The sequence below is a fragment of the Salmonella sp. A7 genome (assembly GCF_020181675.1).
GTDB lineage: Bacteria > Pseudomonadota > Gammaproteobacteria > Enterobacterales > Enterobacteriaceae > Salmonella > Salmonella enterica.
In genome coordinates this window covers 2,195,137-2,208,713 of the sequence record NZ_CP084001.1, presented here as the reverse complement: position 1 = coordinate 2,208,713, position 13,577 = coordinate 2,195,137, and the positions used below count along the sequence as shown (strand labels likewise).

The window sequence follows — 13,577 nt, the reverse complement described above, 5'->3', positions numbered from 1 at the left end:
TAAAACGCGCAGAATCCGGGATAGTTAGCAATCCAAAACAGACCGTTAGCCATGAGTACTGTTTACCTTCAATATACAGGGAACAACCAAATAACTGACGACACAAATCAAGCTGAGACCCGGAATTCGGCTATACAGGCACTCTATTCAATTCAGGCCCAGAAACTGTCCGGTACCCATACAGGACACGGCCTCCCAACTGCTTTAGCGCATTACCAGTCCAGTTTCGATGCGCCTTCTGTCGTCTGCACTATTTCACTGGTTTTAATGACGCGATGATAACCATAAGCATCAGCGTATTTCGTCATTCCGGTTGCGGTGTCAACCTCCGGCTTACCCTGCGTTTCAATAATCTCTCCCGTCCGGGTCGTCATGGTATAGGTCGTTGTACATCCGGCTAGCATCAACACTGATAAGCTAAGTACCGTAATAAGACTACATTTTTGTATTTCTTGTTTCCCTGACACCTCTATTTTTGATGTACTTTACCGAATACCGCAACAGCAAGATGGATGATTAGGGCTATTGCTCCATGTTTGCCCATATCTGATTGACTCAGGTTTTTTGATGCGCTGCGTTAATCCGGCAGTAATCGCTCCAGCACATCTCCAGCCAGAAGTACGCTCTCCTGAAGACGCTCCAGGCTATACCCCGCTCGCGCCTTGGCGGAAAGTCCCGCCATTAACGTCCCCATAAAGTCCGTCGTCCGGTCAGCCTCTTGCGGATACCGCATGGCGACATAAGTGCGAATCAGGTTTTCAGCAGCGATGTAAAACTCGCAGGCGGCCTCTCGTGCCGGTTTATCGTTACAATGAGCGCCCTCCAGAACCAGACATCCGGTGGCATCAGGATCGGCAACGTAACGTCTTGCCGCTTCCATCAGCACATCAATAAGGCACTTCGCGGTCGGGCGATCGTGACGCAGAAGCGCCCCGAGCGGAATCGCGTCGGTCATCCTGTAACGCTTTAATACGCGGGTATACAGCCCCAGCTTGCTGCCAAACGCCGCATAGAAACTGGGAGGATTGATCCCGAACGCTTTTGTCAGATCCGCTACGCTCACCGCGTCGTAGCCGCGCGAATGAAATAAGTGTTGAGCGGTTTCAACGGCTTGCTCCGGATCGAACTGGCGAGGACGACCCGGCGTTCGACTATGTTTTGTAGTCATTACTACATAACTCCTTGACGGCATGATTTCATTACGCATATTGTAGTGGCTACTACAATATCATAAAGGACATCCTGATGATGCTATTTCGCAACAAATCTGTACTGGTTTTAGGGGGAAGTCGTGGTATCGGCGCGGCTATTGTACGACGCTTTAGCGCTGACGGCGCATCGGTCGTTTTCAGCTACGCCGGATCGCGCGAAGCCGCCGAAAAACTGGCAGCGGAAACCGGAAGCACCGCCATCCAGACGGATAGCGCCGATCGGGATGCCGTCATCAGCCTCGTGCGTGAGTACGGACCACTGGATATTCTGGTCGTCAATGCGGGCGTGGCTCTCTTCGGCGATGCGCTGGAACAAGATAGCGATGCGATAGATCGTTTGTTCCGTATTAATATCCATGCGCCTTACCATGCGTCAGTCGAAGCAGCCCGCAACATGCCGGAAGGTGGACGCATTATTATTATCGGTTCCGTGAATGGCGATCGGATGCCCGTACCGGGAATGGCCGCGTACGCCGCCAGTAAATCAGCCCTGCAAGGGCTGGCGCGCGGCCTGGCTCGTGATTTTGGCCCCCGCGGGATTACGATAAATGTGGTGCAGCCAGGCCCCATTGATACCGACATCAATCCGGAAGATGGCCCCATGAAAGAGCTGATGCACAGTTTCATGGCGATCAAACGACACGGAAGACCTGAAGAAGTGGCTGGAATGGTGGCATGGCTTGCCGGTCCGGAAGCCTCTTTCGTCACCGGCGCGATGCACACCATCGATGGTGCCTTCGGCGCCTGACGGCCAGGCGAATATCATACGGTTGCCGTCTACGCTCCGGCAACCGTGTTAGAAGCTGTTCATGCGAGAAAACATCCGCAAGCGCCGGGATCAATCGTGGATTTTAACGCCAAGACAACCGCGAACAAATTCGGGATTAAAATGCTTCACCGCTTCGCCAACATAGCCTAAATCAAGTGTGTTGATTTGAGCCATTTCGTTATCCGTTAGTGAGAAATCCCAGATGGTAAAGTTCTCTTCAATACGTTCCTGTCGAGTGGATTTAGGAATAACCGTGACGCCACGCTGCACGTTCCAACGCAGGACAACCTGAGCGATGGTTTTTTGATGGGCATCGGCAATCCTTTCAAGCATTTCATTTTCATACGGTTTATGTCTCCCGCCGCCTAACGGCGCCCACGCTTCAGGCTGAACGTTATAATGCTTCATGGTTTCCAGCGCGGCGGGTTGTGCAAAGTATGGATGCAATTCGACCTGGTTTACCATTGGCGTAATTCTGACGGTTTCACAGAAGTTGGCTAATACATGCGCATAGAAGTTGGATACGCCAATGGCTTTTAGTTTACCGGCTTCATAAGCGTCTTCCAGCGCGCGCCACGCACTAAAATAATCGCCCATGGCCTGATGCAATAAATACAGATCAAAATAATCTAACCCGGATTTTTTCAGCGACGCGTCAATACCTGCTTTGGCCAGATCGTAGTTAGCCATATCTTGCACCCACAGTTTAGAAGTAATAAATAACTCCTCACGGGTACACAGACCTGTCGCGATGGCTTCACGAACAGCGTCACCAACGGCATCTTCATTGCCGTATACCGCAGCGGTATCGATAAGACGATAACCGCTGCGAATAGCGCTTAACACTGACTGCTGGCATTCTTCTTTGTCGGTTACCTTAAAAACACCAAAACCCACCATAGGCATTTTAAGGTTGTTACTTAATATTGAATATTCCACGCTAAAGCACCCTTTCGTCGTAAAGACGCCATGATAAGAGCAAAAGACAGGTACAATGAGTATTGTTAAATCCGATTATATTTATACAAAAAGTTCATTAATAACAGTTGTACAGATTTTTTATTGCATCCAAACGTTCAGTGCTTGCTATATCCTCGCCGTGTAGCACCTGTTTGATAATGCCTTTTACTTATGCGTCAAAACCAGTACCGTCATTTTGACCGTCTGTGAAAAAGTTTTCTAAACAGGCAATGCGATATCCGGAATAATATTTTTTAGCGAAGAGACTCCGGCTGGCTCAGCGCCGTTTTGCACCAGTCATAAAAAGCGCGTACCGTAGGCGGCAGAAACCTGTTTTGCGGATAGACCAGCGCAAGCGGCAAATCATAAGAATGGTTGTCCATGCAGGTCACCAGCGCCCCACTGTGCAGATACGGCGCAACCAGATAGCTGGCGACGCGAATTAACCCCAGCCCCTGTATTCCGGCCTGAATATAAGCGTCCGTATCATCGACAACCAGCGTCTCCTGCACCCGCATCGCGTAATCCTTCCCCTCACGCGTAAAAAACCAGTCGGTGGTACGCCCAGTGCGGTGGTTCAGGTAGCCGACCGCATGGTGTTTTTGCAGATCATCTAAATTTTCAGGGCTACCGTAACGCTCAATGTAAGTGGGCGATGCTGCTATCACCCAGTTAAAGCTGGCAAGTGGACGGGCAACCAGCGTGGTGGAATCATCGATCCTGCCGGCCCGAATCACGCAGTCATACCCTTGCAGGATAATATCCTCCACGCTATCGCTGGAACAAAGTATCAGCTCCGGATACTGGCGCAAAAAGGCCGGGAGCGTGGGAATAATGCAATGCCGGGCGAGAGATTGCGGCATCCCTACTTTAAAACGCCCTTTGGGTTGTGCCGCCCGGCCGGGAAATGACGACTCCATGGCCGCGATATCTGCCAGTACTCTTTTGCACTCTTCGTAGTAACGCCGCCCCTCTGCGGTCACGCTAAGTTTGCGGGTTGTACGTTGCAAAAGCTGAATCTTAAGCCAGGATTCCAGTTCTTTAACCACCCGCGATACCGTTGAGCGCGGCACGCCCAGCACTTCGGCGGCTCTGATAAAACTATGGGTATCCACTACGCAAACATAGACCTGCATCGCTTCCAGCTTGTCCATTTTCCCCCCGCCAATTATCCCATTTATCAGAACAGTCTAACCCGTCTTCGGCGTCTTATCGAACGCAGAACCCTGACGTAATCTTTAATCTACAGGTGAACCAACACAGAGAGGGGCAAATGAAACAATCCAATAATCAGGTAGGTGAAAAAGTATTGGTGCTGGGCGCGGGACAACTGGGGGCGTCAGTGCTGGCGTCGTTGGTTCCGGCGGTCACACAGCGTAATGGTTCCGTTAGCGTTATTGTGTCAGGGCAATCCAGGGATAAACAGAGCAAACGACGTTCCAGCATTCATCAACAACTGGCAGATGCCGGTGCGCGGTTTATCCCGGTCGACATCGCGGGCAGTTCGGTTGCAGCGTTAAAAGATCAATTCCGCGGTTTTGATACGATCATCAATTGTATGGGGTTTGTCGCCGGTGCGGGTACCCAGATAAAAATCACCCGCGCGGTACTGGAGGCGGGCGTTAAGCGCTATTTCCCCTGGCAGTTTGGCGTGAATTACGATGTGGTCGGCAAAGGCAGCGGCCAGCCGGTGTGGGACGAACAGTATGACGTCAGGACGCTTTTGCGCGAGCAAAACGTCACAGAGTGGGTGATTGTTTCAACCGGTATATTTACCTCTTTTCTCTTCGAACCGGCCTTTGATGTGGTCAACTTAGCCAAAAAAACCATCAATGCCCTCGGCGGATGGGAAATGCAGGTCACCGTCACGTCGCCTGCGGATATTGGTCGCCTGACCACTGAAATTTATCTGCATCAGCCGCGTATCACTAACGAAGTCGTCTTTGTCGCGGGGGAAACGACCTCTTATGCAAAACTGGCGGAAACGGTCGAACGCGTGACGCAGCAAACTTTTACCCGAGGCGTATTGACGCTACCTGACTTACAGGAGCAGCTCCGTTTACATCCGCATGACCCAATGCTGCGCTATCGCGTCGCCTTTGCGCGTGGTGACGGTATGTGGTGGCCGATGAGTGACACCTGGAATGCACAACATCATCTGCCGACACAGGATATTGCCGCCTGGCTGAAAACACACCAATGAGAACGGCGGCATCAGGCGATCGCTTAATTCCCATGCCTTCTGCCAGCATCAGGCGGCGGGCGTGGCTACCTTGCGTTAACAAGAAACCAGTACGCATCAGTGCTTCACGATATACATCGTACGGCTATAGGCCACATCTTCCGGGTTAGTAATGGGGTATCCCTTTACCCACGGTTTAATTAACCGGCCATTGGTATACTGATAAATAGGCGCTATAGGCGCTTGTTCCGTTAAAATTTTCTCCGCTGCATTGTAATCCGCGTTACGCGCTTCGGCGGTATTTTCCATCGTCGCTTGCGTCAGGATTTTGTCATAAGTCGGATTAGTAAAGCGTGAAATATTCCCCGTATGCGTGGACGTTAATAAGGATAAGAAAGCCGACGGTTCGTTGTAATCCCCCACCCAGGAGGCGCGAATAACATCAAAATTACCGGTATTCCGGCTGTCGATATACGTTTTCCACTCCTGGTTTTGCAATTTCACATCCACCCCCAGATTTTTCTTCCACATTGACGCCACCGCAATCGCGATTTTCTGATGGTTTTCTGAGGTATTGTAAAGCAGGGTTAATTTAAGCGGCTTCTGCGATCCGTAGCCTGCTGCACGCAGCAATGTTTTCGCCTGGGCATTAAGTTCTTCCTGGCTCATTTGTTCAAACGGTGAAGGATCGGGCTTAAATCCTGCCGTGACATCCGGTGTAAAATGCCAGGCCGGTTTTTCACCGGTACCTAAGACTTTTTCCGCCATCAAACGGCGATCAATGGTCATACTTAGCGCCAGACGAACGCGGGAATCCGCCGTCGGCCCTTTCTGCGTATTAAACGCATAATAATAAGTCCCTAATTGCGGCGGCGTATAAACTTGCCCTGGAATATCCTTCAATAATTTCTGGTACATATTTTTAGGGAAAGATTCGGTGATATCAATATCACCGGCAAGATAACGTTTCGTCGCAGCCGACTCCTGGTTAATGGGTAAAAATGTCACTTTTTGCAGTACCGTTTTCGCGTTATCCCAGTAATGCGTATTAGGCACGACCACCAGTTTTTCATTTACCACGCGCTCTTTAAGCACATACGCGCCATTGCCGATCAGTTTTCCCGGCTTCATCCAGTCTTTACCGCTTTCAACATTCGCTTTTTGGACCGGATAAAAGGCAAAACTGGCGGTCAGACTGGCAAACCAGGGCAACGGCTTGTCAAGCTGAATACGCAAAGTGTGCGCGTCCACGGCACTGACGCCAAGCTGATCCGGCGTGGCTTTACCGTCGATAATGGCTTGCGCATTAGTGATGCCAGCCAGAGCGGCAAACCAGGCGAAGGGGGAAAGCGTTTTGGGATCAACGAGACGTTGCCAGCTATAGACAAAATCCTGGGCGGTCACCGGCGTTCCATCGGCCCATTGCGCATTATCCCGCAACGTAAACGTCCAGATACGATTATCATTGCTCTTCCACTGGCTGGCGACGCCAGGGATAATTTCACCCTTTTCGTTCTGGTTAACCAGCCCTTCAAATAGATCGCGGATCACCTGAATTTCAGGCAGCCCAACGGCTTTCGCTGGATCTAACGAAGCGGGCTCATCTTTGATATGACGCACCAGTTCTTGTTTCTCTGCCAGTACCGTTCCACCGGGAACATCCGCAGCATATGCCAGGGAAAAGCTGCTAACCAACAGCGCACAACAGGTTACTGAAACAGAATGCCTCATAGAAGTTCCTCAAAGATGAGTTAAATAACAACGTAATTATTTGTTTCAGCAGAAAGAAATGCAATTATCTTCCGCCAGAAAGTTGATATCGCGCCATACAAGAGGGTAAATAGAAACCATTTGATAATCGGCGGGTTTTACACAACACTACGATGATTACCCTACTGGTCTCAGCTTCGGGAAACATGTATGACTGTCACCCGCCCCCGTGCCGAGCGCGGCGCATTTCCGCCAGGCACTGAACATTATGGACGTTCGCTACTAGGCGCACCGCTAATCTGGTTTCCGGCGCCTGCCGCCGATCGCGAAAGCGGCCTGATACTGGCTGGCACCCACGGGGATGAAACCTCATCCGTGGTGACGCTCTCCTGTGCGTTACGCACCTTAAATCCTTCCCTTCGCCGTCATCATGTCGTACTTGCCGTTAATCCTGATGGCTGTCAACTGGGATTAAGGGCAAATGCAAATGGCATTGATTTAAACCGTAACTTTCCCGCCGCCAACTGGAAAGCGGGTGAAACAGTTTATCGCTGGAATAGCCGCGCGCAAGAGCGTGATGTCGTGCTGCTAACCGGCGACCATCCCGGCTCAGAACCGGAAACCCAGGCGCTTTGCCAGTTAATACATCGACTCCAACCCGCCTGGGTCGTCTCTTTTCACGATCCCCTGGCCTGCATTGAAGATCCACGTCGCAGCGAGCTAGGCGAGTGGCTGGCCGATGCGTTTGCGTTGCCGCTGGTGACCAGCGTTGGTTACGAAACGCCCGGTTCGTTTGGCAGCTGGTGCGCCGACCTCAACCTGCACTGCATTACCGCCGAGTTTCCCCCTGTTTCTGCCGATGAAGCCAGCGAAAAATACCTGCTGGCTATGTCGAATCTGCTCCGCTGGCATCCTAAAGATGGAGTTGACCCGTCGTAAAGCGTAGCGCGGGCTCAACATCAACCGCCAGCCATGTTGGGCCATCAAGATCGGCGAAGCTCACCTGCGGCATAAGCGGCAGCGCGGCGCTAATCGCTCTTGATGTACAGAGCATACAGCCCAGCATCAGGCCGAATCCTTGCTCCCGCGCCTCCGTTGCCAGCGCCAGCGCCTCGGTCAGACCGCCGGTTTTATCCAGCTTAATGTTAATCATATCGTAGCGCCCCGTCAGGGCTTTCAGACTACTGCGAGTATGGCAGCTCTCATCTGCACAGATGGGCAACGGATGAATAAAATTTTCCAGGGCGGCGTCATCCTGCGCGGGCAGCGGCTGCTCCAGCATCGCGACATTCAGATCCGCCAGTAACTGGCAACGCGCCGCCAGCCCCTCCGGACGCCACGATTCATTGGCGTCCACAATGAGCGTCGCCTCCGGCACCGCCGCGCGGATCGCCACCATACGTTCGCTAATCAGACGAGCATCGAGTTTGATTTTCAGCAACGTCGCCCCTTTTTCCCATAGTGCCGCCGCACTGGCTGCCATCTGTTCCGGCGTGCCTATCACTACCGTTTGCGCGGTAGTAAAAACCGGGGCCAGCGTCACGCCGAGCAACCCGGCAAGGCTTTGCTGCCGCTGGCGGGCCTGCAAATCCCATAAGGCGCTATCCACCGCGTTGCGCGCCGCGCCTGCCGGCAACAGTTTCTGCAATGCTTCGCGAGTCAGTCCGTTTTCCAACTGAGGCACAATACTCATGATTTGCGCCATGACCGAGGCATCACTTTCACCATAACGTGGATATGGCGTACATTCCCCGATGCCTTTTACGCCCTCTTCTTCCAGTTCGACAACGACAACATGCGCTTCGCTTCGGCTACCACGCGCAATAACGAAAGGCGTATGCAACGGCCAGGTTTCCTCATATACCTTAACAGATCTCATCTCTTCCCCTCTGATAGCGCCGGACGCGGCTTGCTACAAATAGTATTTGCCGTGTTAATGAATAATGACTTAAACTGGATTTCGACGTTAACTATAAGTAAATAGGAACATAATTATGTCACAGACTGTACATTTCCAGGGTAACCCGGTCACCGTTGCCAACGTTATTCCGCAGGCTGGTAGCAAAGCACAGGCTTTTACTCTTGTCGCAAAAGATTTGTCTGACGTTTCCCTCAGCCAATATGCAGGCAAACGCAAAGTGCTGAATATTTTCCCAAGCATTGATACTGGCGTATGCGCCGCATCAGTTCGTAAGTTTAATCAACTGGCCACAGAAGTGGAGAATACCGTCGTATTGTGCGTTTCTGCTGACCTGCCTTTTGCACAGTCGCGTTTTTGCGGCGCGGAAGGCCTGAGCAACGTTATTACGCTTTCCACTCTGCGTAATAACGAGTTTCTGAAAAACTACGGCGTCGAAATCGTTGACGGCCCGCTGAAAGGTTTGGCGGCGCGCGCAGTCATCGTGCTTGACGAAAACGACAACGTTATTTTCAGCCAGTTGGTGGATGAAATCACCCACGAGCCGGATTACGACGCCGCGCTTAATGTCCTGAAGGCATAAGCCAGCGACTGCTGGCGCTACGTTTGTCAGTGCTACAGGCGGTGCTCTTTTGTCACAAGAAGGCCTCTATCCAGAGGCCTTCTTTTTTTTCTACTCTTCACCCTTCTTCTGGCTCAGACCATATTCACGCAGCTTATTAGCTATCGCGGTGTGCGATACCCCCAACCGTTTCGCCAGTTTACGCGTACTCGGATAGCTACGATAAAGCTGGGTCAGGACAGAACGTTCAAAACGACTGGTAATGTCATCCAGCGAACCTTCCATCGCATCTTCGCCGACTGCCACCGTCGCGGCATCGTAGTCAGGCAGCAGGATATCCTGCGGACGCAGCTCATACCCTTCCAGTTGCGTCAGCGCCCGGTAAATCGCATTTTTAAGCTGGCGAACGTTACCCGGCCAGCCGTAACGAGTGAGGACCGTACTCAGATCGGCAGACAGTTTCGGTCGCGGAACGCCCTGTTCGTCGGCAAAACGCGCCACGAACAGTTCGGTCAACGGCATAATATCCTGCGGACAATCGCGCAACGGCGGCAAATTAAGCGTCAGAACGTTAAGTCGATAATAGAGATCTTCGCGGAACAGTCCTTTTTGCACCAGCTCCACCAGATTTTTCTGCGTGGCGCAGATAACGCGGACATCAACATGAATTTCGTGATCTTCGCCGACGCGACGGAACGTACCATCATTGAGAAAACGTAGCAGCTTCGCCTGCATACGCGGCGACATTTCGCCAATTTCATCCAGCAGCACCGAGCCGCCATTCGCCTGTTCAAAAAAGCCTTTTTTACCTTCCGGCGCATGGCCAAATAGTTCGCTTTCTACCGCATCTTCCGGGATTGAAGCGCAGTTGAGCGCCAGATACGGCTTCGCTGAACGAGGGCTTGCCTGATGACAGGCATAGGCGAAAAGATCTTTGCCGGTTCCCGTATCGCCGGTAATCAGCAGCGGCGCGCTGAGCATCGCCAGTTTGCGCGCCTGCTCAACGACGTGCTTCATCTTTGCGCTCACGGCAATAATCTGACTAAACGCGCTCAGATCCTGCGTGGACAAATTCTGTAGCTGCTGTCCCATACGAATCGTGGAACGCAACATCACGACCGCCCCGGTCAACACGTATTCGTCATTTTCGTTTTGTAAATGTACCGGCGTAATCTCCATCAGGAAGTTTTGCCCGTTGATCACAACATGTTCGTTATGGGAGCTTTGCGGGTTACCGTCCAGCCAGCGCTGAAAATTGAAGCCGTTGATTAATTGTGCGGCGGTATGGTGCCGCATTCGCTCCTGACTCTGGGCAAAAAGCTGACAACTCGCCGGGTTCGCCATCTCCACTTTACTCTTCATATCCAATGAGAGCACCGGCTCCGGCAACGCCTCAAGCAGCGCGCTCAGGGCCAGATGTTCACGTTCGGACGGCATCCAGGGAACGGTACGGACATCCGTTACGCCGGAAATACGGCGGATTTCGGCCATCAGGCTGCTAAAGTCGGTGAATTCCAGCTCAGCAAAATTAAGATAAATTCGCCCAATGGGATCAATCTCGATTCCGCGTAAATCAATGCTACGTAACACCAGTAAATCAAGTAATTCGCGGGTCAGACCAAGTCGGTCTTCACAAAAGACTTCCAGACGCATGGGAACCTTCACCTGAATAATGAACCATTAAATAGATGATAAGCCACTATTCGGCTGGCAGGAAGGATTCTGTCAACAAATATTGACAGCATGACGGAAAAACGGGCGCTGTGGCGTAAAGCCAGGCAGTCAGCGCCCTGTGGAAGGTCATTTCTCAGGCGACGACTTACTCTTTTGTAACGTCTCTTTTAGCTGACCGATAAGCTGACGACGAAAATCACCGAGACGTGGTTTATCGTTGTCGATCCACGGCAATGGCCGACATAGCTCCATCGCTTTTATTCCCAGTCGAGCAGTAAGGAGACCTGCGCCAATCCCCTGCGCCGCGCGCGTGGACAGGCGTGCGGCCAGATCCTGAGACATCCAGTCCATACCGACTTCACGCACCAGCTCACTGGCTCCCGCGAACGCGATATTCAGCAACACCAGACGGAACAGACGAAGGCGGCTGTAATAACCAAGTTCAATGCCATACAGCGTTGCGATACGGTTAATCAGGCGTAAATTACGCCAGGCAATAAACGCCATATCCACCAACGCTAACGGGCTGACGGCGATCATCAAAGTCGATTCCGCGGCGAAACGGCTAATCTCACGTCGCGCCTGCGCGTCAAGTACCGGCTGTACCAGATGCGCATACAAACCGACGATTTCCCTGTCGTTTTGCGTTTCGTGAATAGCGGCATACCAACGTTGTAATGCCGGATGTGATTGATCAATCCCCGCCTGCTGCGCCAGTTTTTCGCAAAATGCGCGACCTTTCCCGACGCTATGGCTATGTAACAGTTCACGCGCTTCATCCCGCTCATGCGCCCGCTGGCGCAAGCGCCATAATCGCCGCCACTCCGTGACCACCGATCCTACGCCAGCGCCAACGATCAGCGCGCCTGCGGCACAGCCGCCTAAAGCGACCCAGTCCTGAGTTTGCCAGGCATTCATTGTCCACTGTACGCCTTGCCCGACCACGCTCGCGCCAAACAGCGCCAGCCCTCCCATCACCATTTTACGCCACAGGCTGCGTTTGGGACGCAGCGCGGCATCGACCGCCGCTTCTGCCACGCCTTCGTCTTCCGGGCGCTCATCGATAGCTGCAGGCGCAAATGTACGCGACTCCGCTTCGCTGAAAGTTTGCTGCGCTTTGAAGGCCGACGTAGGTTCCTCCTTTAGCGGTTCTGCAAAATCAATACGCGGTTTTAACGGTTCGCTCATCGCAGCTTATCTCCTATTAAAAACTCCAGCGCAGCGTCCAGACGAATATGCGGTAACGGTTTATCAACATCCATCACCTGCGGACGAAAGGCTTCGAACTGAAAACCCTGACTATCCCAAAACGCTTGCCCCGGCAAACGCGAAGGCACTTCGCCGGGGTACACGGTTAACGGCGCGCCGTCACTCAAACGGTTTCCACGTAAAGCCGGGATTTTTTCACCGTTGACCTCAATCACGCCGCTGGTGGTCGCCTGTACCGACGCCAGCCCCAGGCAATCCATACTAATGCCTTCAAACGCGGCATTTTGCCAGGCATCCTGAATAAGCTGCTGGAGCAAGGCCACCATATTGGCATGTTGGTCGAGGGTGACATGGTCGGCTTTCGTCGCGGCGAACAGCAATTTGTCAATCACCGGCGAAAACAGGCGGCGAAACAGAGTTCGCTGACCATAGTGAAAACTTTGCATCAGCTGCGTTAAAGCGAGACGCATATCATTAAACGCCTGCGGCCCGCTATTAAGCGGTTGCAGACAGTCGACCAGCACAATCTGGCGATCAAAGCGTAGAAAATGATTTTTGTAGAACCCCTTGACCACTTTTTCACAATAGTAGTTAAAGCGTTCGCGCAGCATTCCAGCGTTGGTCTGCTTATCCGCCTGCGCCAGTTTTGACTCGCCGAAGGCGTCTACATCCGGCCACGGGAAAAACTGCAACGCTGGCGCACCCGCCATATCGCCCGGCAAAACAAACCGTCCAGGCTGAATAAAATGCAATCCCTGCGATTTACACTGATGCAAATAATCCGTCCAGGCGGCGGCAATCTCCGCCAGCCGGTTTTCATCGGCGGGCGCCAGCGGATCGAGCCCGTCGCAAAGTTGCCGCCATTTTGCGGCCCACTCAGCGCGTTGTCCTTGTAACAAGCCGTTCATCTGACGGGACCAGCTTAAATAATCCTGAGCCAGCATGGGCAGATCGAGTAACCATTCCCCTGGATAGTCCACAATCTCCAGATACAATGTCGAGGTATCTTTAAAATGGCGCAGCAGCGAGTCGTTTGAGCGATAGCGCAACGCCAGCCGAATCTCACTGACGCCGCGCGTCGGTGTGGGCCATGCGGGAGGATTGCCATAAAGCTGAAGTATCCCCTCGTCGTAGGTAAAACGGGGAATACCAAAATCACGTTGAGGCACGCGCTTTACGCCAAGCAGGCGTTCTTCGCGTACCGCGCTGAGCAACGGTAAGCGCGCGCCCGCGTGGACATTAAGCAACTGGTTAACCATCGCCGTGATAAACGCTGTTTTACCGCTGCGGCTCAACCCGGTTACGGCAAGACGCAAATGCCTGTCTACCCCACGATTGACCAGCGCGTTGAGTTCAGTTTTAAGTCGCTTCATTGACATCCT

Annotated in this window: 13 protein-coding genes; 4 read left to right on the top strand and 9 right to left on the bottom strand. The window is 52.5% G+C overall.

The window, feature by feature from the left end:
- Positions 1–212: 212 nt before the first annotated feature.
- Positions 213–449 (bottom strand): YgdI/YgdR family lipoprotein, encoded by a 237-nt coding sequence (locus LCS67_RS10845; RefSeq protein ID WP_001168016.1) that lies wholly within the window; start codon positions 447–449, stop codon positions 213–215.
- Between the two features lie 128 nt (positions 450–577).
- Positions 578–1,168 (bottom strand): TetR/AcrR family transcriptional regulator, encoded by a 591-nt coding sequence (locus LCS67_RS10840; protein WP_000208480.1) that lies wholly within the window; start codon positions 1,166–1,168, stop codon positions 578–580.
- 77 nt (positions 1,169–1,245) lie between these two features.
- Between LCS67_RS10840 and bdcA the strand changes: the two genes are divergently transcribed.
- On the top strand, positions 1,246–1,959 hold the full coding sequence (bdcA, locus tag LCS67_RS10835; protein WP_000979084.1) for an SDR family oxidoreductase: 714 nt from the start codon (positions 1,246–1,248) through the stop codon (positions 1,957–1,959).
- Between the two features lie 90 nt (positions 1,960–2,049).
- Here the strand turns inward: bdcA and LCS67_RS10830 are convergent, their stop codons facing one another.
- Positions 2,050–2,919 carry an aldo/keto reductase gene (locus tag LCS67_RS10830; protein ID WP_000456769.1) on the bottom strand — a complete coding sequence of 290 codons (870 nt, stop codon included), beginning with the start codon at positions 2,917–2,919 and terminating at the stop codon, positions 2,050–2,052.
- Positions 2,920–3,194: 275 nt separating this feature from the next.
- Positions 3,195–4,094 (bottom strand): LysR family transcriptional regulator, encoded by a 900-nt coding sequence (locus LCS67_RS10825; RefSeq protein WP_000359213.1) that lies wholly within the window; start codon positions 4,092–4,094, stop codon positions 3,195–3,197.
- A gap of 119 nt (positions 4,095–4,213) precedes the next feature.
- On the opposite strand from LCS67_RS10825, the gene LCS67_RS10820 reads away from it, so the two are divergent.
- A complete protein-coding gene (locus LCS67_RS10820) occupies positions 4,214–5,143 on the top strand; it encodes an aromatic alcohol reductase (RefSeq protein ID WP_000814357.1) in 930 nt (309 codons plus the stop codon).
- Between the two features lie 96 nt (positions 5,144–5,239).
- Here LCS67_RS10820 and LCS67_RS10815 read toward each other — a convergent pair whose 3' ends face one another.
- Positions 5,240–6,853, bottom strand: coding sequence for a peptide ABC transporter substrate-binding protein (locus LCS67_RS10815; protein ID WP_001216560.1), 1,614 nt, complete (start codon positions 6,851–6,853; stop codon positions 5,240–5,242).
- 189 nt (positions 6,854–7,042) lie between these two features.
- On the opposite strand from LCS67_RS10815, the gene mpaA reads away from it, so the two are divergent.
- Positions 7,043–7,771 carry a murein tripeptide amidase MpaA gene (gene mpaA, locus LCS67_RS10810; RefSeq protein ID WP_000219104.1) on the top strand — a complete coding sequence of 243 codons (729 nt, stop codon included), beginning with the start codon at positions 7,043–7,045 and terminating at the stop codon, positions 7,769–7,771.
- Here mpaA and ycjG read toward each other — a convergent pair.
- On the bottom strand, positions 7,746–8,711 hold the full coding sequence (ycjG, locus tag LCS67_RS10805; protein WP_001258072.1) for an L-Ala-D/L-Glu epimerase: 966 nt from the start codon (positions 8,709–8,711) through the stop codon (positions 7,746–7,748). The genes mpaA and ycjG overlap by 26 nt on opposite strands.
- A gap of 115 nt (positions 8,712–8,826) precedes the next feature.
- Between ycjG and tpx the strand changes: the two genes are divergently transcribed.
- Positions 8,827–9,333 (top strand): thiol peroxidase, encoded by a 507-nt coding sequence (gene tpx / locus LCS67_RS10800; protein WP_000084401.1) that lies wholly within the window; start codon positions 8,827–8,829, stop codon positions 9,331–9,333.
- Positions 9,334–9,423: 90 nt separating this feature from the next.
- Here tpx and tyrR read toward each other — a convergent pair whose 3' ends face one another.
- From tyrR to LCS67_RS10785, 3 genes are all read right to left on the bottom strand, one after another.
- On the bottom strand, positions 9,424–10,965 hold the full coding sequence (tyrR, locus tag LCS67_RS10795; protein ID WP_001235493.1) for a transcriptional regulator TyrR: 1,542 nt from the start codon (positions 10,963–10,965) through the stop codon (positions 9,424–9,426).
- 147 nt (positions 10,966–11,112) lie between these two features.
- On the bottom strand, positions 11,113–12,174 hold the full coding sequence (locus LCS67_RS10790; protein ID WP_001294472.1) for a TIGR01620 family protein: 1,062 nt from the start codon (positions 12,172–12,174) through the stop codon (positions 11,113–11,115).
- Positions 12,171–13,568, bottom strand: coding sequence for a YcjX family protein (locus LCS67_RS10785; RefSeq protein WP_000825860.1), 1,398 nt, complete (start codon positions 13,566–13,568; stop codon positions 12,171–12,173). The genes LCS67_RS10790 and LCS67_RS10785 overlap by 4 nt, the downstream gene beginning before the upstream one ends.
- Positions 13,569–13,577: the final 9 nt, after the last annotated feature.

Excerpts from the sequence above, each read along its gene's own strand:
- tpx (WP_000084401.1), top strand. The coding sequence starts at position 8,827 with ATGTCACAGACTGTACATTTCCAGGGTAACCCGGTCACCGTTGCCAAC.
- LCS67_RS10790 (WP_001294472.1), bottom strand. The coding sequence starts at position 12,174 with ATGAGCGAACCGTTAAAACCGCGTATTGATTTTGCAGAACCGCTAAAG.
- mpaA (WP_000219104.1), top strand. The coding sequence starts at position 7,043 with ATGACTGTCACCCGCCCCCGTGCCGAGCGCGGCGCATTTCCGCCAGGC.
- ycjG (WP_001258072.1), bottom strand. The coding sequence starts at position 8,711 with ATGAGATCTGTTAAGGTATATGAGGAAACCTGGCCGTTGCATACGCCT.
- LCS67_RS10820 (WP_000814357.1), top strand. The coding sequence starts at position 4,214 with ATGAAACAATCCAATAATCAGGTAGGTGAAAAAGTATTGGTGCTGGGC.
- LCS67_RS10785 (WP_000825860.1), bottom strand. The coding sequence starts at position 13,568 with ATGAAGCGACTTAAAACTGAACTCAACGCGCTGGTCAATCGTGGGGTA.
- LCS67_RS10815 (WP_001216560.1), bottom strand. The coding sequence starts at position 6,853 with ATGAGGCATTCTGTTTCAGTAACCTGTTGTGCGCTGTTGGTTAGCAGC.
- tyrR (WP_001235493.1), bottom strand. The coding sequence starts at position 10,965 with ATGCGTCTGGAAGTCTTTTGTGAAGACCGACTTGGTCTGACCCGCGAA.
- bdcA (WP_000979084.1), top strand. The coding sequence starts at position 1,246 with ATGATGCTATTTCGCAACAAATCTGTACTGGTTTTAGGGGGAAGTCGT.
- LCS67_RS10825 (WP_000359213.1), bottom strand. The coding sequence starts at position 4,094 with ATGGACAAGCTGGAAGCGATGCAGGTCTATGTTTGCGTAGTGGATACC.
- LCS67_RS10840 (WP_000208480.1), bottom strand. The coding sequence starts at position 1,168 with ATGACTACAAAACATAGTCGAACGCCGGGTCGTCCTCGCCAGTTCGAT.